The 26,951-nt window shown below is 59.8% G+C and carries 21 protein-coding genes; 3 read left to right on the top strand and 18 right to left on the bottom strand.

Going from position 1 to position 26,951, the window contains the following annotated elements:
* The first annotated feature begins 115 nt into the window (after window positions 1-115).
* Window positions 116-2,350, top strand: coding sequence for a bifunctional salicylyl-CoA 5-hydroxylase/oxidoreductase (locus IPM54_05195; protein MBK9259213.1), 2,235 nt, complete (start codon window positions 116-118; stop codon window positions 2,348-2,350).
* 177 nt (window positions 2,351-2,527) lie between these two features.
* Here the strand turns inward: IPM54_05195 and IPM54_05190 are convergent, their stop codons facing one another.
* Window positions 2,528-3,061, bottom strand: coding sequence for a peptidyl-prolyl cis-trans isomerase (locus tag IPM54_05190; GenBank protein MBK9259212.1), 534 nt, complete (start codon window positions 3,059-3,061; stop codon window positions 2,528-2,530).
* 128 nt (window positions 3,062-3,189) lie between these two features.
* On the opposite strand from IPM54_05190, the gene IPM54_05185 reads away from it, so the two are divergent.
* A complete protein-coding gene (locus IPM54_05185) occupies window positions 3,190-4,140 on the top strand; it encodes an aldo/keto reductase (protein MBK9259211.1) in 951 nt (316 codons plus the stop codon).
* A 4-nt stretch (window positions 4,141-4,144) separates the two neighbouring features.
* On the opposite strand, the gene IPM54_05180 is transcribed toward IPM54_05185, so the two are convergent.
* The 10 genes from IPM54_05180 to IPM54_05135 form a co-directional block, all read right to left on the bottom strand.
* On the bottom strand, window positions 4,145-5,464 hold the full coding sequence (locus IPM54_05180; protein ID MBK9259210.1) for a DUF58 domain-containing protein: 1,320 nt from the start codon (window positions 5,462-5,464) through the stop codon (window positions 4,145-4,147).
* Window positions 5,465-5,472: 8 nt separating this feature from the next.
* Window positions 5,473-6,438, bottom strand: coding sequence for a MoxR family ATPase (locus IPM54_05175; protein ID MBK9259209.1), 966 nt, complete (start codon window positions 6,436-6,438; stop codon window positions 5,473-5,475).
* Window positions 6,435-8,681 (bottom strand): DUF4129 domain-containing protein, encoded by a 2,247-nt coding sequence (locus tag IPM54_05170; GenBank protein ID MBK9259208.1) that lies wholly within the window; start codon window positions 8,679-8,681, stop codon window positions 6,435-6,437. Before IPM54_05170 ends, IPM54_05175 begins: the two co-directional genes overlap by 4 nt.
* On the bottom strand, window positions 8,678-9,478 hold the full coding sequence (locus IPM54_05165; GenBank protein ID MBK9259207.1) for a hypothetical protein: 801 nt from the start codon (window positions 9,476-9,478) through the stop codon (window positions 8,678-8,680). Before IPM54_05165 ends, IPM54_05170 begins: the two co-directional genes overlap by 4 nt.
* Window positions 9,475-10,443, bottom strand: a complete 969-nt coding sequence (locus tag IPM54_05160; GenBank protein ID MBK9259206.1) for a stage II sporulation protein M — start codon at window positions 10,441-10,443, stop codon at window positions 9,475-9,477. The genes IPM54_05165 and IPM54_05160 overlap by 4 nt, the downstream gene beginning before the upstream one ends.
* The gene (locus IPM54_05155) at window positions 10,440-11,216 is read right to left on the bottom strand and encodes an RDD family protein (GenBank protein ID MBK9259205.1); all 777 of its coding nucleotides are present in this window, start codon (window positions 11,214-11,216) and stop codon (window positions 10,440-10,442) included. The genes IPM54_05160 and IPM54_05155 overlap by 4 nt, the downstream gene beginning before the upstream one ends.
* Before the next feature lie 63 nt (window positions 11,217-11,279).
* Window positions 11,280-12,731 carry an aldehyde dehydrogenase family protein gene (locus IPM54_05150; protein ID MBK9259204.1) on the bottom strand — a complete coding sequence of 484 codons (1,452 nt, stop codon included), beginning with the start codon at window positions 12,729-12,731 and terminating at the stop codon, window positions 11,280-11,282.
* Window positions 12,732-12,830: 99 nt separating this feature from the next.
* A complete protein-coding gene (locus IPM54_05145; GenBank protein ID MBK9259203.1) occupies window positions 12,831-13,088 on the bottom strand; it encodes a hypothetical protein in 258 nt (85 codons plus the stop codon).
* Window positions 13,085-17,596 (bottom strand): sigma 54-interacting transcriptional regulator, encoded by a 4,512-nt coding sequence (locus IPM54_05140; GenBank protein MBK9259202.1) that lies wholly within the window; start codon window positions 17,594-17,596, stop codon window positions 13,085-13,087. The genes IPM54_05145 and IPM54_05140 overlap by 4 nt, the downstream gene beginning before the upstream one ends.
* Before the next feature lie 22 nt (window positions 17,597-17,618).
* Complete coding sequence (locus IPM54_05135) at window positions 17,619-18,479, bottom strand: hypothetical protein (protein MBK9259201.1); 861 nt, start codon at window positions 18,477-18,479, stop codon at window positions 17,619-17,621.
* Window positions 18,480-18,644: 165 nt separating this feature from the next.
* Here IPM54_05135 and IPM54_05130 point away from each other — a divergent pair, with 165 nt between their 5' ends.
* Window positions 18,645-18,920 carry a hypothetical protein gene (locus IPM54_05130; GenBank protein ID MBK9259200.1) on the top strand — a complete coding sequence of 92 codons (276 nt, stop codon included), beginning with the start codon at window positions 18,645-18,647 and terminating at the stop codon, window positions 18,918-18,920.
* A 200-nt stretch (window positions 18,921-19,120) separates the two neighbouring features.
* On the opposite strand, the gene IPM54_05125 is transcribed toward IPM54_05130, so the two are convergent.
* The 7 genes from IPM54_05125 to IPM54_05095 form a co-directional block, all read right to left on the bottom strand.
* A complete protein-coding gene (locus tag IPM54_05125) occupies window positions 19,121-19,528 on the bottom strand; it encodes a hypothetical protein (GenBank protein MBK9259199.1) in 408 nt (135 codons plus the stop codon).
* Between the two features lie 281 nt (window positions 19,529-19,809).
* Window positions 19,810-21,864, bottom strand: a complete 2,055-nt coding sequence (locus tag IPM54_05120) for a serine protein kinase (GenBank protein ID MBK9259198.1) — start codon at window positions 21,862-21,864, stop codon at window positions 19,810-19,812.
* Window positions 21,865-21,931: 67 nt separating this feature from the next.
* The gene (locus IPM54_05115) at window positions 21,932-23,119 is read right to left on the bottom strand and encodes a hypothetical protein (protein MBK9259197.1); all 1,188 of its coding nucleotides are present in this window, start codon (window positions 23,117-23,119) and stop codon (window positions 21,932-21,934) included.
* Window positions 23,120-23,155: 36 nt separating this feature from the next.
* A complete protein-coding gene (locus IPM54_05110) occupies window positions 23,156-24,388 on the bottom strand; it encodes a DUF882 domain-containing protein (GenBank protein ID MBK9259196.1) in 1,233 nt (410 codons plus the stop codon).
* A gap of 43 nt (window positions 24,389-24,431) precedes the next feature.
* A complete protein-coding gene (locus IPM54_05105; GenBank protein MBK9259195.1) occupies window positions 24,432-25,421 on the bottom strand; it encodes a threonylcarbamoyl-AMP synthase in 990 nt (329 codons plus the stop codon).
* A 47-nt stretch (window positions 25,422-25,468) separates the two neighbouring features.
* Window positions 25,469-25,654, bottom strand: a complete 186-nt coding sequence (locus IPM54_05100) for an addiction module protein (GenBank protein MBK9259194.1) — start codon at window positions 25,652-25,654, stop codon at window positions 25,469-25,471.
* A gap of 80 nt (window positions 25,655-25,734) precedes the next feature.
* Complete coding sequence (locus IPM54_05095) at window positions 25,735-26,931, bottom strand: hypothetical protein (protein MBK9259193.1); 1,197 nt, start codon at window positions 26,929-26,931, stop codon at window positions 25,735-25,737.
* Window positions 26,932-26,951: the final 20 nt, after the last annotated feature.

Genomic DNA, 26,951 nt, shown 5'->3' with positions numbered 1-26,951 from the left:
GCAAAGTTGCCAGCGCGCGGCAAGCGTGACGATTGTGTCACTCGCCTCTTGACTCGGTCGCCTTCGTGGTTTCCCCTCCCCAGCGCGGAGGAACGATACGGTGAAGATCACGTGCATCGGTGGCGGGCCAAGCGGCTTGTACTTTGCAATTTTGACGAAGAAGCGCGACCCATCGCGCGAAGTGACGGTGTACGAACGCAACCGACCCGATGACACGTTCGGGTTCGGCGTGGTCTTCTCCGACGCGACGCTCGACAACTTGGCGGATGTCGATCGCCCCGTGTACGACGCGATCCGCGCGAGTTTGGCGCATTGGGACGACATTCACACGTTTTTCGAGGGCGAAAGGCGCGTGTCGACCGGCCACGGTTTCAGCGGTTTGTCTCGACAAAAACTGCTCTCGATCCTCCAAGCCCGCGCCAAGGAGCTTGGTGTCGTCCTACGCTTCGAGGACGAAGTGCACGATACGGAAGCGCTGCGTCGTTCGTGCGATCTGCTCATCGGCGCCGATGGAGTGAACAGCACCGTACGCGAACGCTATCAGGAACACTTCGGTCCGCGCATCGATTGGCGTCCCAACCGTTTCGTTTGGCTTGGCACGACGTTTCCTTTCGATGCATTCACGTTTTACTTCGATGCAAACGAGCACGGGCTCTTTCGCGTGCACGCCTATCGCTACCAAGAAGATCGGTCGACGTTCATCGTGGAATGTCGCGAAGATACGTGGCAACGCGCAGGACTCGACAAAGCGACGGAAGACGAAACCGTTGCATATTGCGAGAAATTGTTCGCGCATAGACTCGCAGGGCATCGTCTCTTGAAAAACCGCAGCGTGTGGCGGAGTTTTCCCACGATTCGCTGTGATCACTTCTTTTTCGACAATGTCGTCTTGATGGGAGATGCCGTGCACACGGCTCATTTCTCGATTGGATCGGGAACGAAGCTGGCCATGGAGGACGCCATCAGCCTCGCCGATGCGCTCGACCAGCACCCGCGCATTGCCGACGCGCTCGCTGCGTACGAGGCGGATCGTAGGTCCAAGGTGGAAGCATTGCAGCGCGCCGCGCAAGTGAGCCTCGAATGGTTCGAAAACACCGAGCGGTACATGGACCTCGAACCACTGCAATTCGAATTCAGCATGCTGACGCGCAGTTTGCGCGTCACGCACGAAAACCTCAAATTGCGCGATCCAGCGCTCGCGGAGAGCGTGAATGCGTGGGTCGCTCGAAAGGCGCAAGAGCAAACGGGAATCCCTGTGAATCCGGCGACACCCCCAATGTTCACGCCGTACAAGCTTGGAAATCTGCTGCTCGACAATCGTATCGTGGTATCTCCGATGAGCCAATATTCGTCGGAAGATGGCGCGCCGAACGATTGGCATTTGGTGCACATTGGTAGCCGAGCCATGGGAGGCGCCGGGCTCGTCATTGTAGAAATGACGAATGTGTCGGCAGATGGGCGCATTACGCCGGGATGCGCGGGGCTTTATCGGGAAAGTCACGTGGCGGGATGGCGACGCATCACGGATTTCGTGCATCAGTCATCGACGGCGAAAATAGGGGTTCAGCTCGGACATGCCGGGCGAAAAGGGTCCACGAAGCGACTTTGGGAAGGGATGGATGAGCCGCTCGACGAAGGCGGGTGGCCGCTGGTTTCAGCATCGGCAATTCCCTACTTGCCGCACAGTCCGGTGCCTCGAGAAATGGACCGCAGCGACATGGATCGTGTGAAAGCGGATTTCGTACGCGCCACGAGAATGGCCGACGACGCGGGCTTCGACATGATCGAATTGCATTGCGCGCACGGGTATTTGCTCGCGTCGTTCCTGTCTCCCCTAACGAACCGCCGCAAAGATGAATATGGTGGCACGATTTCAGCCCGCATGCGTTATCCGCTCGAGGTATTCGATGCGGTGCGTGCGGCGTGGCCCAAGGAAAAACCCGTGAGCGTCCGCATTTCGGCTAACGATTGGACACCCGACGGCATAACATTGGAAGACGTGATTGCCATGTCCATCATGTTTCGCGAGCATAGCGCGGATATCATCGACGTTTCGACGGGACAAACAGACCCTACGAGCAAGCCCGTGTATGGTCGCCTCTATCAAACACCTTTCAGCGAGCTCGTGCGCATCGAGGCGAAGGTTCCGACGATGACCGTTGGCAACATCCAAAGTTATGGTGACGTGAACAGCATCATTGCGGCGGGTCGAGCTGACTTGTGTGCGCTCGCGCGAACGCATTTGTACGATCCGTATTGGACGAGGCACGCGGCCGCGGAACAGGGGTATGCGATGCGCTGGCCGAACCAATACGTTTCGGTTACGCGCTTCGTTCCAAGAATGAAGTGATGCCCTACACGTTGGATTGAATGCTCATCGCATCGGGAATTGAGGGCGCAGTTCGAATTTTTCCGGCGCGTGCGGGGGGGCCCCGCTGTTTGAGCCCGCGAAGCGGGCGAGTTCGGGGTCCCGCGCGCGCCGGAAAAAATTCGAACTGCGACCGGGTTTTCGTACCCTCGACTGGGCCTACTCCGTCCGCAGAATGAGGTGGAACCCGAATTCCGTTTCCACGATGTCGCTCATCTGATTCACGGACAATTCAAAGGCCGCGTCCGCAAAAGGTTTGGCCAAGTCCTTTCGTTCGACGCTGCCAATCGAGCCTTCGCGTGACGCCGCTCCTGCTTCCTCGCTGTATTCCTTGACGGCATCCACGAATTCGGCGCCGCCAGCGAGCTTGTTGCGGGCTTCCAGCGCGCGCATGCACGCTTCCTCACGCGTGCGAGTGATCGATTCATCGGCGTTTTTTGCGCCCGCGTACTTGATGAGAATGTGTTTGACGGTTACTTTAGGGGGTTCGCCGCTGAACTTGGCACGTTTGGCGTTGGCCGTCGCGAAACACTGCGCCACCTGGTCCGGATCGAGCCCAGCGGGCTTGGATTCGGCAACGGGAGCGACCTCGGCAGGTTTCTCCGGAGCTTTCTCGACCGGTTTCACGGGAGTTTGGGCGCCACCGCATCCGACGAGCACGGATGCGGCCACGAAAACGGCTGCAGATGCCATGGTCTTGTTCATGCGCGCATGATACACGGGCGCGGGAACGGGTGTCACGCAAAAACACGGCGCCACAAGCCGTTGTCTTGACGCGAGCATCGGACTATAGCACCAGGCAAACGACACAGGAGCGGCTCATGAAGGTACATCGATTCTCGAATGGCGATACCATGGCGATGTTGGGGCTCGGCACGTGGAAATCTGCCCCCGGTGAAGTGTATACGGCCGTAAAAGAAGCCATTCGAATGGGTTATCGACATATCGATTGCGCCGCCATTTACGGCAACGAACACGAGGTCGGCCGAGCGCTCGCGGAATGTATTTCCGACGGCACGGTAAAACGCGAGGAGCTCTGGATCACGTCCAAGTTGTGGAACGACAAACACGCCCAGGAAGACGTCGTTCCCGCCCTGCAGAAAACGCTCTCGGATCTGCGCCTCGATTACTTGGATTTGTATCTCGTACACTGGCCCGTCGCCCTGAAAAAAGGCGTAACCTTTCCGCGTTCGGGTCAAGACTTGTTGTCGCCCGATGCAGCGCCGCTATCAGCCACGTGGAAAGGTATGGAGGATGCAGTGGCGAAAAAATTGTGCCGGCATATTGGTGTATCGAACTTCGGCATACGAAAACTTCTCGACCTGAGCGCAACTGCAAAAATCAAACCGGAAGTAAATCAAATCGAATTGCACCCCTATTTGCCGCAGCGCGATCTCGTCGAAACGTGCGTAGCGCAAGGCGTGCACGTGACGGCGTATTCGCCGCTCGGATCGCCGGACCGTCCCGCAGGCTTGAAAAAAGCCGATGCACCCGTGCTGCTCGAAGACCCGATCATTACGGAAATCGCAAAAGAAAAAGGTATCACCCCGGCACAAGTTCTCTTGGCATGGGCGCTCGCTCGGAATACGTCGGTCATCCCAAAGTCGGTCAATCCGGAACGAATGCGGCAAAACCTCACCGCCGCGAATATCACGCTGACCGATGAAGACCTTTTGCGCATTGCGGGCATCGATCGGAGCGAACGCTACGTCGCAGCAAGCTTCTGGACGATGCCCGGAAGTCCGTATACGGAAGCAGACGTCTGGGGGTGAAACCTCAAAGAAGATGCCTCGCTTTGATCTCCAAGTATCGATTGATGAGCGAAGGCGTCAAGTCAGCCGGAGCCACATCCAGCACGAGCACGCCTTGGCGCTCCAACGATCGCACGAGTTTGTCTCGGAATGACAACATCTCGGCCGCCGCTCCACGCACATAAGGACTCGTCCCCGCAATCAACGCCGTGTCCGGTGACTTGCCCTGCGCCAGCGCATCCACGTCCACGTCTCGCAGCAAAACCAATACGGGCAAGTGCCGAGGAAGCATCGCGCGCATCACGCGCACCAGCTCGCCGGATGCAACCTCGTCGACGACCTGCGTAAAGAGCACCACGAGACACCGCTTCTTGACTCGAACGGACAACGCATCAAATGCCGCAGAATAGTTTGTCGGAGAAAACGTCGGCTCGAGGTGGTAACCCGATTGCACGACTTTCTGCGTCGCTCGCGCGCCACCCGTGAGCGGCGCATACGCCTTCACGTCCTCGGCAAACGCAATCATTCCTACCTTGTCGCCCGCGCGACCCGCCACGTGCGAAAGCATGAGCGTTGCATTGAGTGAATGATCAAATAGCGACAACCCCGCAAATTCCGCTGTCATCAAACGTCCGGTATCGAGCAAAAAGACGATGCTTTGGTCGCTTTCTAGCTGATATTCGCGCGCGATGAGCTTCTTTCGGCGCGCGGTCGCTTTCCAATCGACGCTGCGATATTCATCTTCCCGACGATATTCACGGAGCCTCTCGAATTCGCTCTCGCCACCTCGCCGCCGTGAGCTACGCACGCCCGCAGGATCGCGATCTTGCCGCGCGAGCAGCTCGTATTCACGCACTGCTTCGAGATCCGGGTATACCTTGACGGGCGTTGGTACGGAAATACGAAGCTGCCGGATCCAAAGTCCGAGTGGCGACGAATATCGAATAAAACAATCACCAAGGACATGCGCCCCGCGACGAGACGGAATGACACGCGCCTTGCTAGACGTCGATCCACGCGCGGTCAGGTCCACTTCGAGCGGCAAATCATCGCTCGCGGCCGTGGGAAAAAGGTCATCCTGGAGCCGCACCCGAAGCTTTCGCCGCGCGTAGGAACGAAGATCGTACGTGATGATGTTCGTCCGGCCAATCGATAGAACGCTGGGGGCACGCCGTACGAGCGTCACCAAGGGACGTCGCGCGAGGAGCGCATCGACGAGCGCCAAGAGCAGAATGGCCCCATCCGTGATGAACATCGGAACGAGCAGCGTTCGGTCCACGAGCGTCAAAAACGACAGGACGAGAGGACCGACGAAAAGCAGGACGAGGGCGCGCGAAGGAATCATGATGAACGTCAGGCCGCCGTCTTGGGGACTTTGGCTTCGCGCAAAATGTCTTCCACGCAATCATCGGCGGTCGTGCCTTCGATTTCCGCATCGGCATGCAATATGAGGCGATGGCGCAACACCGCCTGGGCAAACATTTTGACGTCGTCGGGAATGACGAACGAACGACCTTCCGTGGCAGCGCGAGCACGAGCGACCGCGAGCAATCCAATGGATCCGCGCGGCGACGCCCCGAGATAGACGGCTCGATGAGCGCGCGTTCGCCCCACGATTTCCGTGATGTAATCGAGTATTCCGTCATCGACGCGCACGCTTGTTATGGCCGAACGCATGGCGAGGATATCGTCCGCCGAAGCAATACGAGCAATGTTCGCCAAGTCGAGCCGGCCTGCTTGAAAACCGTCGACGTGGTGGCGCAATATTTGTTTTTCGACGGGGGGCGCAGGATGCCGAACGTGAAGTTTGACCAGGAACCTATCGAGCTGCGCCTCGGGGAGCGGATACGTACCTTGTGATTCGACGGGGTTTTGCGTAGCAATGACGAAAAACGGCTGAGGTAACGAGCGCGTGGTCCCGTCGGTCGTGACGGTGAGGTCTTGCATGGCTTCGAGCAGCGCGGATTGCGTCTTTGCGGGAGCACGATTGATTTCGTCCGCGAGGAGCAATTGCGTAAAAATGGGACCCTCGTGAAAAACGAATCGATCCTCCTTTTGATTGAACATGTTCCCGCCCGTCACGTCGCTCGGCATGAGGTCCGGCGTGAATTGAATGCGCCGGAAGCTCGCGCCGAACACATGCGCAAGCGTGCGGACGAGCAGGGTTTTTCCGAGGCCCGGAACGCCTTCGATGAGCACGTGGCCGCCAGCGAGAATGGCAACGAGCGTGCCGTCGATGATGTCGTCCTGCCCCAGAAGAATTTTGGAGGCTTCGCTTCGGATACTCGAAATGGTGTCGCGGAGTTGTTCGAGATTCATGATGATCGCTTCGTTTTCTTACTTTTATCGGATGAACGCGTGGAAGCATTGCGACGCTCGCGCGATGTCAGAGCAAGCCATTGGTCGAGCGCACGGAAAAGTGCAAAGTCTGCGGCAACTTGGTTCTTGTCTTTGCGCGGTGCGCGGGTGGGAGCTACTGCGGAGCGTTGAGACACCGGGCCTGCTTCTTTTTGAGCGTCCGTGATGTCGATGAGCACCGTCATCACTTCGCCCGTGGATTTGCCCATGCGTGTGGCCAAAGCTTCGGCGAGCCCGGACAAACCCCTTCGCCCTTCGCGCGGGAGGCGCTCGCGAAGGCGTTCGATCGCCCATTGCGCGTAGGAGCCGAGCACGTGCCTCGACGCACCCGCACGCGCATATGCGAGCCCGAGCGCGCGTATGTGATCGACGAATGCGCGCCTACGTTCGACCGTGGGATCACGCAGCGTCCCGAATGCGCGTCCTTGCCAAAGGAACGCCAAACCAAGCAGCAGGAAAAGCTGCAATAGAATGGGCCACAAGTTTGCTCGTGCGATGGATTCAATGGGCGTGTCCGCGCCGAGCGAGGTTTGGCCGTCGAGAACGTGAACGTTGCGATGAAGGGCACCGAAGAAGGAAAGGACAAATGCGGCATTGTCGGCGAATGGCAACGCGACGTTCATGAACCACCGATCGTCGGCAAAGACGAAAACGCGACCGTCCCCGACCGCTCGATGCGCCGCATAACAGAGGTCGTCTCGCGTGAGGAACAATTCGCTCTCGGTGCATTTCAACAGCGCGCCTGGAGGCACTTCGATTTCAATTTCACCAAACTCCGATACATAACGAATTGAAGGACGAACCGCGTCACGGCCCGTATGGTCCAACTCAATCGATGCTCCCGTCCAGTCGGGAAAATCTTGCCCACCGGCAAAAACGAGATGCCCACCAGACGTAACCCATTCGCGCAGCCGCCGCTCGCCGATGTCGTCAATGTCGAATCCAGGCAGGAGCACCAATGTCGAAATGCCCGGATCGGGCAGTTTTTCGAGCGGTTGGATGTGCTGGCGCATATCGACGCCCACCGTCTCGACCAAGCTTGCAATGGCGTGAATGCCCGAAGGCGAGCTGTCACCCCGAAAAGCGGTGATACCAAATTCGTCGACATCATCGGCATCGTCGAGCCCAATGCGACCGCAAGAAATGGTCCCAGACACGGCAACGATGAAGAAAACGATACCGAGCGCTTTGGTGACGAGCGGAACGACGCGATCATGAATGCGTGAAAACAGATCGGCCGTGGGCGACTTCGCTCCGAAGTGCACGCTTTCGACATCGGTCAAAATGGCGCGAACGTCGGGCGCGATTTCGGATCGCTCGCGACGCACGTCGCGCAGATAGTCGCCATTGGTGCGCGAAGGTTGAATGTGAATGATGCCATCCCCATCGAGCCGCCGCAAAAGGGCCGCATAAAGATCATCGATGGCTTGGGCAAACGCTCCGCGCTGAGCCGCAGCGCGAGCGCGGGCCAAGAGCCGGTTCACGTCGGTTTCGATGATGCCCCGAGCAGCCTGATTGGCATTCGTTTGCGCGGTGGGCGCGGGTTCGTCCGGAAGAACATCATCGGGTGGCGCATCGGAATCGTCGAGAACGTTCTTGACGATCATACGCACGATGAATGCGACGAATCCGGCAAGCAGCACGAAGAACAAAATGCGCGCAAACCCGCTCGCAGCCGCAGAAACTTCGGGGTCGGGCTTGGGAGGCGGCGGAGGAGGTGACGGTTTGTCGGCGGCGTCCGGCTTCGGCGTTTCCCCGGGCGACATTTTGGATGCATTGTCGTCGTTACCGGCTTTGTTCGAATCTGAAGTCGGTTTGTCCGACTTGCCGGGCGTCGAGCTCTTGTCGTCGCCTTGGCCATCTCCACCGCCTTTGACTTTGCGAACGCTAATACGGTCATCACTGCCGGATCTGCGCCCCGTGGGAGCACGTGCGCCGCGTTCGAGCTTTGTTTCAATGGGCGTCCCACCTTGGCTTTCGATTTCGGTGGGCAGCTTTTGACACGCTTTGGCAAAAGCCGGACAGATGCTCGCTTCATCCGTGGCGAATGCGCAAAAATCTCGTTCACTTTCGATGAGCGGATAATCTTCTTCGTGACAAAAGCGATAACGCGACTCCGCAAGCACGTCTGCCGTGGTTTGCACGTCCTCCGCATCCGCAGGAGTCGCACGGAACGCCGAAAGCAGCAGGAGAACTCGGATCATGCCGCCTTCCTTTCTCCTTCGGCGCGAGCACGAATGGCGTGAAAACGAAGCTGAATGTCCCACCCGTCAGCACGCGTGCGCGTATCGATATAATATAGAAACCTCACCGTTGCCACAAGAGGCACGGCCAGGAAAAACCCGGCGAGCGACGCAGGTGATCCGCCGTCTTGGAACAACCATCCGAATGGACGACCAAGCTGAAGGAGATCCTTGATGATACCGTCACACAAAAATTCTGCAATGATGACGCTGCCCACACGAATGGCACCGAGAAGGATGAGCACGAGAAACGCCGACCCAGCGCCTCGATTTTCAACCAATCGATGACTGCGCTCGTACGCACGATTGCCCGAAAGTCCTTCGAGCAAACACGCTTCATCGAGGAGCAAGAGACGCACGGCGACGAATGGAAGCAAGATCAACAAAGTGATGAGGCCGATGATGCCACCGACGAAACGAATGACGAGCGACCATAATAGCGCCCCAAGTCGTTTCCGCATCAATGCAAATACGGGCCGTGGACCGAGCGTCGGGGAAAACATGAGCTGACTTATCGCAATGCTGTACACAGCCTCGACGAACGGCTCGACGAGAATCGCAACGAGCCACACTTGCGCCCAGGAAAAGTCCCATACGTAATGGAGCGACAAACAGAGGGCGTAGGCAGGCAGCAGCGTAAAAAGCGACAACCGGGCGTACAGGCCGAATGCGAGCGAAAAACAGAGGCGAAACGCAAGATCCGCAACTTCTGAAATGCTACGAGGCCGGAGCACGACCGCAGAATCACCGAGATTCATGCGCGCCTCCGGAAAGCACGTCGACCAGCGAATGCAAGATACGCCGTGACGAGAAGCGAAAACACGACAGACGCAGCCCACTTCACGGGCGCAGGAGCTGCCGATGGCGACCAAAATCCTTCGACGCCCGCTGCAATGAGCAGCATGAAGGCTGCGCCAGCGATGAGACGCACGAGATCAGGGGCGGCATGTCGTAACGACCCAATGCGCGTGCGCCCGTTCGTGACGACGAGAGAATGCCCCATTCGCAAACCCGCCGCACCGGCAATCACAATGGCCGTGAGCTCGAAGGGACCATGCCCGCACATGAACGTGCCGATGTTGTGGCCAAAGCCGCTCGCCGTGACCCATCCGGCCACGACACCGATGTGCAAACCATTGTAAATCAAAAAGAAAACGCTGCCGAGTCCAAACAAAATCCCCGTTGCAAAACAGCGAAAAGCAATACCAACGTTATTGTACACATAAAACCCGGCCATCGAAGCATCGACGCCTTCGTTCCGGCCTGCGTCGAAGCCGCCGGAATACATGTCGGCCATTTGATCGAGCGTGCTGCGAGGGAGGATTTCGGATGCAGCGTGGGGAACGAAGAGCGCGGCGAATACACCGATTGCACACGGAATGAGAAATAGGGCCGATGCTGCGGCGAAAAACCATATATTTTGGCGGAAAGCCACCGGAAAATCGCGTGTGAGCAGTGACAAAAGCGCAGGCGCGCGGAATGGCTCCGCTCCGTACAGGGCACTATGTGCGCGGCTCGCGAGGCTATCGAGATACGCGACGAGGTCGGGTGTGGCGCGGGCTCGGCAAAGAATGAGGTCATTCGACAATGCTCGGTAAAGCGACGCTGCACGAGAAATGGTCGGCCCGTCGAGCTCGCCAAATGATACGCCTCGCGAAAGGATTCCTTCGAGCTCGCGCCAATCGGCGCAACGAGCGGCGACGATTTCGTCTTGGCTTTTCACGTGGGCCTCCGTGACGCCCCACGTGCACGGGCGTAAAGCAACGTCAAAAAGCGACTCGCATCATTGACGCGCAACCCCATCCGGCGAGCAAATACCGGGGCGACCATGCCCGCAAGCTCGTCCTCACGCGCGGCGCCAATCTTGTCCTTGCGCCGCAAGAAATGCTCGAGTGCATCGAGCTCCTCGCCCGAGAGCGGCAATCGCTGCGGCAGGTTTGCAAGTTCTTTTGCGGTCGGCGGCGGTTCGATACGAATGGTGGAAGCCACGGTTCGACGCTCTTCGACGACGACCATGGTGCCCGCGACGAGATCCCCGAGGCGACGAAATCGCGTGTCACGCGCCATCGAAAGCAGGCCGAGCGCATAACCCCACGGGAGGAAATCGGCAGCTCGAAGGAGGTTTCGCAGAAAGCTGTCGCCGACGCGCAATGGATGGCCGTGAACGGATACGACGCGCAAATCGAGCGCGCGTTTGCCCGGCGTCGAACCATTCCAGGCGATTTCCCAAAACGTGTAATAACACCATTCGAGGACGAAAAGAACGACCAGAATGACGCCCGTCGAAACGCCAGAAACCGCATCGCCAATGGCAAGACCTCCGATGGACGCCGTCACGGCAAGCACCAAAAGAATGCCAGCGCGAATGAGCGCGTCGAGCAGGTACGCGACCGCGCGCGCCGTTGGGCCCGCAATGGGAACGTGAAAACAAACATGCTCGGGCGTCTCGATCTCGGCCGTCGTGTCGATAGGAGCAGAACGAATTGTGGGCTCGATGCGGGGCGACACTCGCGTCTCCGGACGGTATGCAATGAGGATGCGTACGTTACGTCAAAGCATTTAGCCGCGAAAGGAAATCACCGTTTTTCGTTCACTGTACTCTTCCATCGCATAACGCAGCCCCTCGCGACCGAGTCCCGAGTCTTTGACACCGCCGTAGGGCGCATGATCGGCGCGATACGTCGGGATTTCGTTGATCAAAATGCCACCGACATCCAGATCCTCGATGACTTGCCGAGAAACTCGAATGCTGTCCGTAAAAACGCCGGCCTGGAGGCCATAACGAGAACGATTGACGGCGGCGATGGCACCTCCGATATCCCGGTAACTGAAAAGATTGAGCACCGGGCCAAACACTTCTTCGCGTACGATATTGGACGATTCAGGCGGGCGAGAAAGGACCGTGGGCGCGATGAGATTGCCTTCACGACGACCGGGAATGACGACTTCCGCACCCCCTTTTTGCGCATCGTCGATCCATGATGCGACGCGATCGGCCGCGCGACCGTCGATGAGAGGTCCGACGATGACGGCCTCGTCGCGGGGATCTCCAACGACGAGCCGCGAAATCTCGCTGGCGAGCAAGGTGCGAAATGCAGACTCGACGCTTTCTTCGACCCATACATTTTGTACCGAAATGCATATTTGCCCTGCGTAAGCAAATGCGCCGAATGCCACGCGAGCGGCGGCGCGCGCAAGGTCCGCGTCGGAATGGACGATGACGGCCGCGTTGCCGCCCAATTCCAGCGCCACTCGTTTCCCGCGAGCGGCCGCTTGGAGTGACCAACCCACGGTCGCGCTGCCCGTGAATGTCAACACGGCAATGCGCAGATCCTTGACGGCACGCGCAGTGACTTCATTCGGCGCCGTGAGCGTTTGGAGCGCTGCCAAAGGAATCGATTCGCGTGAATCAGAGACTTCTTTTGCTGCGGATTCGAATACTTCGGCGAGCAAGCGTGCCGGTCCTGGCGTTTGTGGCGCGGACTTGACGATGACGGGCGCCCCAACGGCGAGCGCTGGAGCGACTTTGTGCGCAACGAGATTGAGTGGAAAATTGAATGGCGTGATGGCAAGCACGGGACCGCGCGGAACGAAAAAGCTCTGCGCTGCATCGTACGCGCGTCCGGAGGCTTCCACGTCGATGGGAATCCATTCACCGCCGTAACGTTTGGCTTCTTCGGCGCCCGTCGTGAAAGTATGAATGGCCCGCGTTACTTCCAGATCCGCTAGTCGTGAGGGTTTACCCGCTTCATCGACGATCGAAAGGACAAACGCATTACGGCGCTCGGCAATTTTTTGCGAGATGGCCGCCAAGAGGCGGCTGCGAAGATGACGACTGCTGCGGCGAAAACTCACTTGCGCCGCTTTGGCCGCAGCGATCGCCCGATCCATCAGAGGATCATCGGCCTCTTCGGCGACGGCAATGATCCGTCCCCCGTAGGGAGACTTGATCGTATGCGTGCGGGTACCCACTCGCCACTCGCCATCAATCCAGAGCATATGCCGCGTCATACGGTCCTCCCGAATAGCAATACCAGTCGCCCGTGGGCGAGTCCAGCGTGAAGTTGATGGCCTCGACACAGCGGTCTCATGCAAACATCCCCCTGCCCTTCAGCGCTTCTTCGCTTTTTTCTTGGGCTGGCCGGATGCACGCGGCGGAGGCTCTTTGGTGTACGCGACGAGCACGGCTTTTCCGTTCCGATATTCCGGCGCGATTCGGATGAAACCGCTATTTTTGGCGAAACCCGCCAAGTCACCTCGATGCTCGCCCATGTAATCGCTGAACCGCTTCCACAAATTACGCGCATCGTCCGCGGGCAGTGCCACACCGTCGACGAGAGCAGCCAGGGCCGATTGTTCGGTGGTCATTGAATACCGTACTCCTTGAGACGCCGATAAAAGGTACGTCGCGGCAAACCGACGAGTTTCGCAGCTTTCACGCGGTTCCAGCTCGCCGTCTGAAGCGCCGCTAGAATGCGATCACGCTCGTCCGCCTTGTGCGCTTCGAGTGAAACGACTTTGCGTGCACTTTCCACGCCACTCGCAGAATCAACAGCGGACGCCGACCGGGCGACTGGCCGCGATTCCGTCAGCTCGAAATCGTCGACGTCGAGCTCGGGGCGATCGGACAAAACCCAGGCATTGAGAAGGATGTTCTCGAGCTGCCGGACATTGCCGGGATACCCATGGTTTCTGAGTTTTGTCAATGCCGCTCGCGATACGCTCCGCCGTTCGCGACCATAACGCGCAGCAAAAATCCCCAAAAAATGATCAATGAGCAGCGGAATGTCCTCGATTCGCTCGCGCAGCGGCGGCACATGCACCTTCACCACATCCAGCCGATAAAAAAGATCCTCGCGAAACGTCCCCGCCTCCACCATGGACCCCAAATCTCGATGGGTCGCCGCAATGACGCGAACGGATACCGGCTCTTCGCGCGTCCCTCCAACAGGACGAACTACTTTTTCCTGTAAAACCCGCAGGAGCCCCGCTTGCATCTTGGCCGGCATTTCGCCAATCTCGTCGAGCAAAATGGTGCCTCCGGTCGCCTCGCGAAAGAGCCCTCGGCGGTCCCGATCCGCCCCCGTGAATGCTCCACGCACGTGACCGAATAACTCGCTCTCCAAAAGATGTTCCGGTATCGCGCCGACGTTGATCCCCACGAACGGCTTTTTCCCTCGCGATCCGGCATTGTGAATGGCCCGAGCGACGACTTCCTTGCCCGTACCGCTCTCGCCCATGATCAGCACGGGAACGTCGGTGTCCTTGACGCGATCGATGAGCGCATACACGCGCCGCATGGCCTCGCTACGCCCTACGAGCCCTTCATAACCAAAATGCCCTTTGATGACGGCCCTTGCCGATCGCAAATCGCGACGCGTCGCTTCGAGCTGTTGCGTGCGGTGCCCCAAGAGCTCCTCGAGCTCGGCACGGGCCGCTTCGAGCTCTTGATTCGCTTTCTCCAATTCGACGCTCTTTTTCTCGAGCTCGCTGGCACGACGCGCGTTTTCCCCCACGAGACGCGCCGTTTCAATCGCAATCGCAACCTGCTCCGCAAGCGCGCTCAGCGTGGGCAGCTCTTGGGCAAACCCTGCCGCTGGACTGAGTCGCGTTTCGAGGTACAGGGCACCAATCACGCCTCCACTACGCGCTCGAATGGGCACGCACGCAATGGATTGAAGCATGAGCTGGTGCACGGAGACATAATCGGCCATGCGCGCATCGTCTCGCGCACTCACCGTCGCAATGGGTTCACCCGTTTGGACGACTCGCTCCGCAATGGACTGCGAAAAACGAGCGTGAGGGTCGTCTCCCTCGCGGCCCCGAAATGCATGCACCGAAAACGCAAGCACGGGCGCTTCACCCGAAGCGGTCGACGAAGATTCATCGACACCATAACCACTTTTCAGCAAAACGAATCCGCGCTCGGCCCCCAAGAGCGCAATGGCATGCTCGGTTGCTTTGTCGAGAAGCCTTGCCAAGTCGATTTCACCGGCAATCGCCCGGTTGATCTCGAGAATACGCGCCAATCGCTCTTCCGTCGGAATGTGCCGCGGAGCCGTGAACGTCGCAGAGCTGTGCCCACTCCCAAGCGTCGCCACGCCAAACGTGCCCACGGGCAAACACGCGCTTCGCAAACTGCGCCGACGAGGTTCGTCCCAAAAAACTTCGCGCAAATCCCGCGGAAGAAGCGTCGCAATTCCTTCGAGCACTTCGAGCGCCGCTTCACGATCGCGCCGCGCCAACATCGGTTTGCCCCCGTCCTCGTGAAGGTTCGCACGCGCATCGAGCACGCGCACGACAAAGTCCCGCTGCCCCGATGCTCGCGCCACTTCGAGCGCTTCGTCATACGCCGAAGCCGATGCTCGCTCGTCCCCACGCAGCGCAGCCACTCGCGCTCGCGCAAGCAAAAGCAGCGGCCGATGCGCCGATCCACCTCCTAGCGCCAACGCCGCCCGATCGATCTCCCCATCGAGCACGCGCGGATCGACACTACGCAGCGCCGCAGCGGAAAGCACCCGCTCGAGCCGCGCCTCCGCCGCATCGTCCAATCGACCAAGCGCTTCCCAAGCATCGGCACACGCCGCGCAAAGGCGCTCGGCTGTCGCATGGTTCCCGGACAAACTCGCGTGTTCAGCTTCGAGCGAAAGGAGCTGCGCTCGCAAATGAGGCCCCAAGTCCTCACGTTGCCGAACGAGTTCGTCAATCGAAACCCGGGCATGCACCAGACGTCCCAGGTACAGATCGAGGTTCGCCAGGTTCAACAGCGCTTGACGCAACGTCGCAACGCGCCCCGAACGTTGCCCCATGTCGACGGCGGCTTCGAGGTGCACGAGCGCTGCGGCAATGTCGCCGCGATTCTTCGCAATGCCCGCGAGATTCAGGCGTGTCGTGGCCACGCTGCCCGCATCGCCCGCCTTCTCGGCAGCTTCGAGCGCCTCTTCGTACGCGACCTTTGCCGCATCGAGCTGCGCGTCCCGCTGAAGCGCAAATGCAAGCGATCCCAACGCGACGGAAAGAATGCGAGGCTCCGCAAGCGTTCGCGCAAGACGCACACTGCGCCCGAGTGTGCGTTTTCCTTCGTCATGCCGAGCCGCGAAGCTCTGGGACAAACCCATCACGGCAAGCGCATCCGCAGCGATGGAAAGAAGCGCCCGAGCCTTGGCGCCATCGGGTTTGTCGAGGGGCGCATCATCATCGCTCGCAGCTCGAATTCCCGTTTGCTCGAGCGCCTCTTCAGCAAGCTTTTCTGCAGCCGCGTGATCTCCCGCGCGAAGAAACGCCCGCGAAGCGTGAAGGCAATACGCACTGGAGAGCTCGACGTCGTTCGCATCCAAAACTTCGTCGCGCACGCGATCGAGCTCGGCGATCGCTCGACGCGGTTCGCCTCGATTCGTGAATAGCCGTGCCCGGGCGATCGCGACGAGCGGCGATGAATCATCGGCGAGGTGTTCGAGCACTTCGGCGGCTTCTTCGAAGTGCCCACGATCGAGCAAGTCGACGACGCGTTCGCGATCCGTGCGACGATCACGATGCTCGGCCAAAATGCGATCGACATCCGCGACGCTCGCGACGGGTGCGCGTGCGATGGCATCGACGATTTGCCGAATCTTTCCGGGCAGATAGCCAGCTCGACGCGCCACGTGATCCGCAACGACGTCACCGATCGACGGAATCGCCCGCTGCACGAGCTCGCGCGCGACAGTTTCATCGAGGAGCGGCGCATCGAAGAGCTCGAAGGTTGGTCCGGGCAAACTCGCGAGGTGGGAAGGATCAAAGGTAACGATCAAGCGCGCACCGGCTTCGCGAAGCGCAGCAAGACGCTGGAGCCGAGACGTATCGAGCCTGTCTGCGTCGTCGACGAGCACGAACGGAGAAGCATCCTTCGCAAAGGCAGAAAGCTCGAGATCGAGAGCTCGTCCAGGGTCGGGCGCGAGTGAAGCTTCGATGAAACAAGCGGCCCGACCTTTGACGCCGAGCCACCATGCGAGCCGTCGAAGAAGCGTGGTTTTTCCAGATCCCGCAGCACCGGTGACGACGAGACCACCGCCTTCACGGAGCGCTTCGACACGCATATCGAGCGTGCTTGCGAGGGCATCGAGGCCGATGATGGGCCAAGCAAACACGCTGCGATCGAGGTCGTGCGAAGGAAGGCCGGCTGCGGCGCGAATGGCACTTGCAAGCTCGTCGGCGCTGGGAAATCGAGCGAGCGGGTCACGATCGGTCGCTCGGTGCACGACGTCTTCGAGCGCGTTTGCGACGGAGGGATCGAGCCTCGAGCGAACAGCAGCGAGGGTTTCACCAAGCGTAACCCCCAGGGCAAACACTTCGGCACGAACGGTGATCGCGTGACCCGCAAACAGCTCGGGAGCCGCGTAACGTGGCGTCAAACCAGTGGGACGCTCGCCGCCGTCACGCAGCGTTGCGGCGAGCCCGAGGTCGACGAGGGTCGCGTGACCGTCGGGCCCGACGATGATGTTGGCGGGCTTGAGGTCGCCATGAAGAAATGATGCGCGGTGCAGCCGCGTGAGTTGATCCGCGGTTTGCGCAATGGCCGATAAGCATCGAGACGGGTCAGCTTGGTCGGTCAAGCAATCCGCAAGGGATTCTCCGGGGACGAGCTCGCGAACGAGATAGGCCCTCGAGCTATCGGGCAGCCGTCCAAAACCGAGAATGCGCGGCACGCCGAGCCCCTCGAGGCCGGACATGGCAATGGCTTCGCGCACGAGCGCCAGCATTTCGGCTTCATTGGCGTCTGGGGCGAGGACCTTCAGAGCAACGTCAAAGCCCGTTGCGCGATCCTTTGCGGACCAAACTTCACCACCACCACCCTTGCCGAGTGCAGCAATGGGCTCGTATCGAGGCGGAAAGAGCAAGACGGAGCCTTGGGTGCGAGCGTCAGAGAATGTAGTCAATGCTTCCGCCGAAGTAGAAACCAGAGCTCAAAGCGAGTCCCGCGTCGACGCGGGCTTGAAGAAACCTGAGAGGCTTGTATCGAAAACTCACCTGCGGCAAAGCAATCCACGGAAACACGATCGGCTTCGCTCCGCCACCAATCCAGCTTGGTTCCGCATAATTGCCGAAATGCTCGTTGTCATTCGAGCAATAGGCCACATCGGGAACCCCGGAGGACGAGCAGCGCCCCCACTGCGAAGGGTCGGCTGGATCGGCGCCTGGCTCTAGCGGATAAGCCTGCGATCGATAAAGATCACCAATGACGCCGCCGATTCCGACGCCGCCGCCGATGAGCAGGGCAAAGCGACTCTTCTTGTCCAGCGGAATTTCGTAGAGGATCTCGGCCTTGCCGAAGATGACGCCCAGATCGCTGTTCACTTTTTCGTAACCAATGTCGGGCTCGTCCTTGCCTTTGAACATCAAGTCGCCGGTGGCGTAGTCCGCATACGAGAGTGAAAACACCAATTCAATGTGATCGCGTCGAGTGCCGAATTCGAGGCCTGCGATGGGCACATGAGACAATGCTCCGCCAGCGGCGAAGAGATTGAGCACGAACTGCGGAACGATGACGTGACGATAACGTGCGCCGATGTAGCGATACGCCTTGGTGGGGTCTTCCGTGGTGTTCCAAATGCTGTTTTCGGGTTCGGCCGCGTCTTTGCCTTTTTCACTGGACGTCTCGTCAGCAGTGGAATCCCCCTCTTTGGCATCGTCAGCGGGCCGAGCGAACGCGGCGGAAGCGAAGAACATCGTTGCCGTGATCGCCGGAAGGACGAAACGAGCAAGCAGCGGAGTTCGAAGCATGGAACGGTCCTCGAGCAAGTGAGTAGGAGTCGCGCGACGCCACAGGGTACACGAGCCGCGAATTCTTGGAAGCCCTTAGCGCCCCTGGTGTGGCGGCGGTGGGACCGACCTTCGGAGGCAAAAGCATGGATGACGGTGATTCGTCATGCTGCTAGGCTCGCGCGTATGTCCATCAAAGAACGCATCATGTCCGAAGGAATGAAGCTCGCCACGAATCCTCAAGTGGCAAAGCTGATGCAAGACGAGCGGTTCATGAAGCTCGTGATGCTGGCGATGAGCATGCCGGGGCGCGTGCAAACCTTTACTGCCGAACAAAAAGAGGCCGTGGCAAAGTCGTTTGGATTGGCGACGCAGGACGAAGTGCGGGATTTGCGGCGCATGGTCACGTCGCTCGAACAAAGCGTAGCCAGATTGCGTGCGAAATTGGACAATCAATCGTAGGGTTTGGCCCGTAAACCTCTCGAACACGCTTCACGGGCCATTCGGCATACCAATGATATGCCGGAGAGCCCAAAGCGCTCATTACACGATTTCGACGCGATGCGCCCATTACGCACTGCGTCCGAACGATCGCAGGGCAAAAGCCGTTCCATTGCTTTGACTGTACTTGCGATCCGTTCAGGTGGATTGCAGACGACTTCTCAGGGCTGCTCGTCGCTCACGGGACGAGTCGGCAACGCGAGCGGGCCTGTCGCCGATTCGGTTTCGACGGTTTTGGCGAGTTTGTCGCGAGCATCCTCGAGCTCGCGGCGTTGCGCAGGGAGGAGTGATCCAGGTCGTTTTTGCTCGACGTTGGCCGCAAAGTCGAGCCACTGGCTGGCGGCATCGTGATCGCCGAGCCTCATGAGGGACAAACCTCGATACAACCCGTAATTGGCTTGTTTCGCAGGCGGAAGCCGAGGCACCTCGGCTTCGTGATCGCCGAGGTTTTCTGCAGCTTCGAGATACCTTCCCTCCTGGTAGGCACGTTGCGCACTCCCGAGGTAGCTACCGCACCCGAGGGCAAACAGGCAGAAGGACCATGCTACGAGGGCGCCTATGCGACGCATGATCGGAGATATATCGCAAGACCGAGCGGTGAAAAACCTTTTAAATGAAAAATCGTGCGCGAAAATGGTTTTGCGGGAATTGCGAAATTGCGTGCGCACTCAGGAATTTGACGCGGCGTGTTTGATGGGGGTTGAATTAAAAGCTCGTCACTTATTGCGAATTGAGGGCTCAGCCCGAATGTTCCGGCGCTTGCGGGGGGGACCCACTGTCTGAGCCCGCGAAGCGGGCGAGTTTGGGGTCCCGCGAGTGCCGGAAAACGTCGGGCTGAGCCCGGGCACTGCTATTTCGCGTCGCCGCGAGCGTAAATGCTCGCCACGTAATCGAGCACGTCCCGCGCAGATACCTCGTTGTACCCAAAGTACTTGATCATGCGCGTCTTGATGATGTCGATCTTCTCCTGCGTCTCCTTGTCGATGACACTGGAAACGAGCGTCTGCAGCTTGATCGCATCCTTCTGATCCTCGAACAACTTCAGCTCGAGCGCCCGACGCAATCTGTCGTTCGTGTGCCACTCGAATCGCTTCCCATCCACCGCAAGCGCACCGATGTAATTCATGATTTCACGACGGAAATCGTCTTTGCGGTTTTCGGGAATCTCGATCTTCTCCTCGATGCTGCGCATGAGCCTCTCGTCCGGCTCCACATCCTCGCGCGTGAACCGATCCTTGACCTTCTCCTTCAACGTGTAGGCCTTGATCGAATCGATGTAGTTGGCCGCGAGCTTCTGAATGGCGTCTTCGTCCGCGCTGATCGCTCGCTGCACCTCGTTCTTCACGATTTCATCGTATTCGCGCTTGACCATGCCAATGCACTCCCCGAATCGCTTGCGCTGATCGTCATTGGTAATGAGCGAATGGTGACGCAACCCCTTCTCGAGCTCGGAAAGCACCATGAACGGATTGATCGTGCCTTCACCAACGTCATTGACGAGCGCGTTGGAAATCTTGTCCTGCACGTAGCGAGGACTGATGCCGTCCATACCCTCGCGATGCGCTTCCTTGCGAAGCTCCTTGACAGTGTCCTGCGTATAACCAGGAAGAACCTTGCCGTCGTAAAGCTTCATTTTCTGCACAATCGACAAATTGTGCTTCTTCGGGTCGTCGAGACGCGTCAGAACAGCCCACATCGCAGCCACTTCGAGCGTGTGCGGAGCGATGTGTTTGCCGCGAATCTTGTCCTTGTTGAAGTCCTTCTCGTAGATGCGAATCTCTTCGGAGACCTTCGTGATGTACGGGATGTCGATCTTGATCGTTCGATCCCGAAGCGCCTCCATGAACTCGTTGTTCAAAAGCTTCTTGTATTCAGCCTCGTTCGTGTGACCGATGATGACCTCGTCAATGTCGGTCTGCGCAAACTTCTTCGGCTTGATCTTGTGCTCCTGCGACGCACCCAGAAGGTCGTAGAGGAACGCGACGTCGAGCTTGAGCACCTCGATGAACTCGACGATGCCTCGATTCGCAATGTTGAATTCACCATCGAAGTTGAACGCACGCGGATCCGAGTCCGATCCGTACTCGGCAATCTTGCGGTAGTTGATGTCGCCCGTGAGCTCGGTCGAGTCCTGGTTCTTCTCGTCCTTGGGCTGGAACGTACCGATGCCGACGCGGTCTTTCTCGCTGAGCACGAGACGCCGCACGCGCACGTGCTGCATGACCTTGCTCCAGTCGCCGCCATATCGCTCCATGAGCCGGTTGAAAATGAAGCGGCACGCAGGATCGAGCTCGCCGTCGATGCGCACTTGGAACGTGGGGTTCGACAATTCGAGGTCGCGGATTGCGCGCTGACGCCACGAAGGCGGAATGAGGCGCAACGGTTCTTCGTGCATCGGGCAGCGGAAACGCGAACCTTCACCGCCGGCCATGCCGACATCATCGAGGTTCACCCAATCGAATGTGTAGAGAGCGCCATCGGATGTGGTCGAGTAGTGCTCGATGCCTTTTTTGATGAGCCGCGCGATGGTCGATTTCGACGAACCCACCGGCCCGTGGAGCAGAATGACGCGTTTTTCCGGACCGTACCCTTCCGCGGCAGCCTTGAGCACGTGCACGAGACGCATGAGCGGAATATCGAGCCCGTAGATGGCGTCTTGCGCGGCGTAAAACTCGTCTTTGAAGAAGTTGTACCGAATCAACTTCTTCTTGTTGTCGGTGTACTCTTCGGTGCCGTAGCGAATGATCATGTCATACGCGCGCTGAAACGCGTTGCGCGTCACCTGAGGCTGCTTGCGCACGACCCCCAAGTAATCCTCGAAGCTGCCTTCCCACGAGAGGTCGCGGTACAGGGCGTAGTCCTGCATCGCCGCGATCTTGCCAACCAAACTATTCGCGTCGCCCATCACCCGCTCCTCTGCCCTGGTGCTATCACCGGGCGCTCAACGACTCCTCCTGAGCTTACAACACAGATCAAGGTGAGGCGAATGTCGCGGCCCCATTTAAGAAGACTTGCCACACCGGCTTGGGCTGGCTGTCCGCAGTAAAAAGCCCGAGCGAACACGCGTAAGCCGCCCACGGGCCGTCCGCAGCTTGTCCCTCGAGCGCCGCACGCTGCGCACAACGCTCGGAAGCAAGATCATGGAGTCCCTCGACATTGACAAATGCGAAATAGGGCCGCCGCGGCCCGAGCGCCGTAAAGAAAGTTTCGAGAAACAGCGCCTGCTTCGCCTCCGAACCGCCCACGGCAGCAGACGACGGATACCCGAGCGCCTCGATGACGATGGGCTTGCCCATTGCCCGTTCGACGAGGACGTCCGCATCCGTCGCGACATTACTCGCCAAACCCGCCGCATCAGTTCCCAGGCCCGGTAGATACGAACAAGCCGCCACATCACTCGCTTCGAGCAGCACGGAAAATGATGAATCGGGCACACTCACGCCCGAAAACGAAAACCCAACGCCCACGCGCAAATTGGACGGAGCAAGCGGGTGCGCTCGGACATACGAAATGAGCTCGAGGACGAAAACCTCGAATGCTGGCCGCTCTTCCGGATGAGCCGCGAGAAATACGTCGACATCACGCCCAATGAGGAAATACGGAGCCGCACCACCAAGACGCGCGAGCACCTGATCGATGCGACCATACATTGCCTTGAATACAGCCGAATCATTCCACGATAAGCCCATGAGTGCCGGTTCGAGGCCCCGAGCCATTCCGTCGACGACGGCGAATACGAACGTTACAGCGACTCCGTTTTTCCCGTACGTACCCGCTTCGGTCTCGAGCTGTGACAATGCCGCATCCGAAAGCATTTCCGCTGGAGCTCGGCGGACGACGATACCTCGTGAACCAGCAGCAAGCGCGGTGAGGCGCGCGTCGATGACATCGCCAATCGCAGGCTTGCCGTCTCCACGAGGGTTTGGCGTGACGCCCACGAGAACCGGGGACAATCCGGCATCGCCGGCGTCCCAATCATTGGCATCGCCGTCCGACGCAGCATCCGAAGCTCCCGCATCGGGAAATCCTCCGTCGTTGTCGAATCCGCCCGGAGGAACGACGATTTCGATGAGACCGCGGTCATCGCAGGCGATCGGGACGAATGCGCCCAAAGCGAGCGGTAGGACAAACCAACGCCAAGAAGGACGGAGAAGTGGCACCCTCAGATGTTAGTGGATTTTTGGGACAAGCTCGAATCAAGGCGCCGCTGGCGCGGTGTCACACGATGGCAAGCTCACGCCGCCCGAAACGCAAGACAGCGGATCGCCATCCTCGGCTTGTCGTGAAGCGCGTTTGGGCCCCCAGATAAAACCGCCCTTCGCAAGCACTCCAGGCCACGCATCGACGTAACGCGGAGGTTCGCCAGGCCCAGATGCATCGATCCAAACGGCATGACCCGTTCCGGGACGACGCACGTCGACGTGAACGAACTTGCTGTTGGGGTAGAAGCCACAACCAACGTCATCGAGGGTACGGCAAAGCTCGAAAACCTTGGTGTTGGGTATGCCATGCACTTGAATGTCGACGGCTCGAGCGGCGGCGTGGAGGCTGTGATGGCTGGTGCCCGCAACGAGCGCTCCGGGGCGATAACCGCTGTACACGTACACGGCGCGCCAGGGAAACGCGTCTGCGATGCGCTGAAGGGCCCACAAGAGGCGCGGATGCGCAAGGCGAACATCGGCAATCCATTCACCGCGAGCCGCTGCTTCGGGATCGGGTTCGTCGGGCAGAAGGCCCTCGGGACGCGCAACTTGCGCCGGGCGCATGATGATGGAGAGTCGGTCGAGCGCCTCGGGGGCGACCGATCCGTCGCAACGCACGAGGTGAAACACGTCCTGTTCGCCGCTTCCGCGAACGAATCGCACGGGACGGCGACGACAACGCCAATCCACGACGGGCTTGGTGCGCGGCGCCCAAAGCGAGTCGTAACCGTTGGACCTCAAAGTGGTTCCGGTGGACGCGAGAAACGGCGCGGGGTCGCTCGTCTCGATCGCAGCCCATGCAAGCGGAACCTCGGGGACGATGCGCAGACTTTCCGAACGACCGCTCGAAAAGGGCCCGAACGACGGTTCACCGTCGAACGAGTAGCGAACATCCCAGGTTTCTTCCGTCGTGCTTTGATTTTCCGTCGACGTGGCTTCGGATGAATTTCGCGTGGGATGCCAATCGAGCGTCATCCAAGGTTCATCGTTCCATTTGCCAAACCGTCCGGAGACATAACGGCGAAATGGCCCCGGCCGCTCGATTTCGGCGTTGAGGAAAGACCGCAACAAATCGAGGCGCGGGACGGACGGGTCGTCGAGACGGAAGGTGTAGAGCTTCGGGGGTTGCTCGAGCAGGGTTGCCGTCGATGGACGTGCAGACAGGAAGACGAACGCGGCGCACGCGGCTGCAAACAGGATCGATGTGGAAACGGTCGAAGAACGCATGCGAATGTGAACGAGCCGATCTTGGCACAGCCAAGCAATCTCGTCACTCGGAACGAGTAGCTCGGAGCAGGCGATCACGGACGGCGAGCCATGCGGGCGTCTGGGGCGGTTCAGTCATGAGAATTTCGCTGCAACCGGCGTCGTCGAGGCGATGGAGCGTGGCGTAAAGGCCAGCGGCAAAACCATCCGGATCGTCGGGCAAAATCTCGACAGCCGGCAGGGCAAAATGTTCGGGCATGAACGAAATGGCGCCCACGGACAAACCGGACGAGCGACGACGGGAGAGCTCGTCGGGCAAAGCCGCTGGAGCAACGAGGATCAACTTGGCGCGAGGCGCGTAGTGACGCGAGGACGTGCCGGGTGCGGGCGCGGGTTTGTCGAGCGAAACGACGATCGTGCCGGGATCGACGATGTCGACACAGGATCGCAGCGCTTCGATGGAAATGGCGCCCGGGCGAAGCAAGACAGCGGGCGAACGCGTGACGTCGACGATGGTGGATTCGATGCCGCGAGCGCAAGGTCCTGCATCGAGGACGAGAGGAATGCGGCCGTCGAGCGACTTGACGACGTGCTCGGCCGTCGTTGGGGAGAGCGTGGTCGATCGGTTGGCGCTGGGTGCTGCAAGTGGAAGACGACACGCTTCGAGCAGCACGCGGGCTGCCGCGGATGCGGGCACTCGCACGGCGACGGTGTCGCCACCTGCGACGACGTCATCCGCAACGACACCTGCGCGTCGCTTCAGGACGAGGGTGAGCGGGCCGGGCCAAAAGGCGGCCGCGAGGCGTTCGGCTGCGGATGGGAAGCCGTCGGCGAGCTCGCGTGCGGAGGTCGCGTCAGCAACGTGCACGATGAGCGGGTTTGTCGCGGGACGTCCTTTCGCTTCGAAGATGCGGCGAACGGCGGCGGGGTCATCCGCGCGGGCACCAAGGCCGTAGACGGTTTCGGTGGGAAACGCGACGACGGAGCCCGCTCGAAGGAGCGCGACTGCGCGGGCGAGGGAGGCGGGCACGAGGGGGAGAACGCGGGTATGCACGAGAGGCGACAGTCGTCGACTGTACTCACGACACGCGAAAACGCACGTCAGCGAGCGACATCGTCATTCGGCACCAACTTCACGCGACCCGCAGCAATGTCTGCAACATCTTGCTCGAGCTCCGCGCGCTGCTCCGCCGTGAGGCGAGGTACGCGCGGTGCTCGATCGATCGCGTCGAGGATCGGGTCGTGCGTAAGTGCAGTGGGACGCGTAGGCAATCCAGGCGGGTTCATGATTCCTCAGCATTACCCTCTCGCAGCATCATTCGCCATTGTTTCTCGTAAGCCGAGCGCGACCGTCCAACCGCGCCGTATCAAGGAACCGGTGCCACGACAGCTTGGCTCGCCTCGAGCACCATCGTCACCTGCGTAATTTCGCCCGGACGAACCTCGACGGGAACCGCCTCGACCGCACGACGCCCCGCTCCATCGAATGCGAGATCGTACTTTCCCGCGGGTGCCTCAGCGGCCACCGACAAACCTTCCGGAGCCGAACCAATCGCCAAAAACCCTTCGATGGGGAAGCTCGGCGCATTCACACGCACTCGACCACCAACGGGCGGCGGTATCGCCGCACCATCCACCCCGACAAACCTCACGTCGACAGCTCCCGGCGCCTGCCCATCTCGCATGAGCGCGACCTCGGTCAGCACACCCAATGTGTCCCCGCGAGGCGCCACGACGAGCGCTCGATCACGACGCACCGGACGTCCCGCACTCACCGCAACGTCACGCGCATGTCGAACGAACATGGCTCCTTCGAGCGCATCGATCGCAACGCCCGAACGATCGTCCACGGGCATGATCGCGTACGCCACATCCGCACCAACAGCCGCGACGAACGGCGGCGTTTCACCTGACGGAACGGTCACCTGCGACGAACCCCAGGAAACGACATCGCCTATACGAGACAAACTCACTGGCTCGGCGCTCGGCGACGACACGAGCGTGGTCACGAGCAGCGAACGCGCTCCGGGAACGAGCGTGTATCGAGTTCGCGCATCGAAGGACTTTTGCGCAGCAACACGAACCTCGACCCACGCCGAACCATCACGCTCCTGACCAAACTCCGGCGCAGCAAGCGGAAGACAATCGGCACCATCGGCAATGCAAGCCGAGAGCGCTCCTAGTTCGTCTTGACCAACATGCGCATCGACGACATCGAGGATCGCCCCCGGTCTGGTACTCGATGGACCACCAAAGACGATCGCGATCTCGCCATTGGTGAGAAGCACATCGCCCACGGCTCCTTCCGCCCGAGGACCTTTCACGAGCTGCGATTCGCTGGCGATGCGAAGAGCGGTTGCGCGCTGAACGTCCGCGCCAGCCGGCACACACGAGCCCTGCTGCCCATCGGTGCCTCGACGGAATCGACACATCGCATCGAAGCGCGCGCTTGCTCCACCGAAAACGACGACGCCCCCGTTCTGCAAAGGCTCGGTGCACGCGCCCAGGACGACTGCAAGAGACGCGGCCACTGCAAAACCGCCAGCGGCGGAGACGATGTCCATCGGCATGGCCCTTCCGACGC

Source organism: Polyangiaceae bacterium, from assembly GCA_016715885.1.
Taxonomy (GTDB): domain Bacteria; phylum Myxococcota_A; class Polyangia; order Polyangiales; family Polyangiaceae; genus Polyangium.
This window is presented reverse-complemented; position numbering and strand designations above follow the sequence as displayed.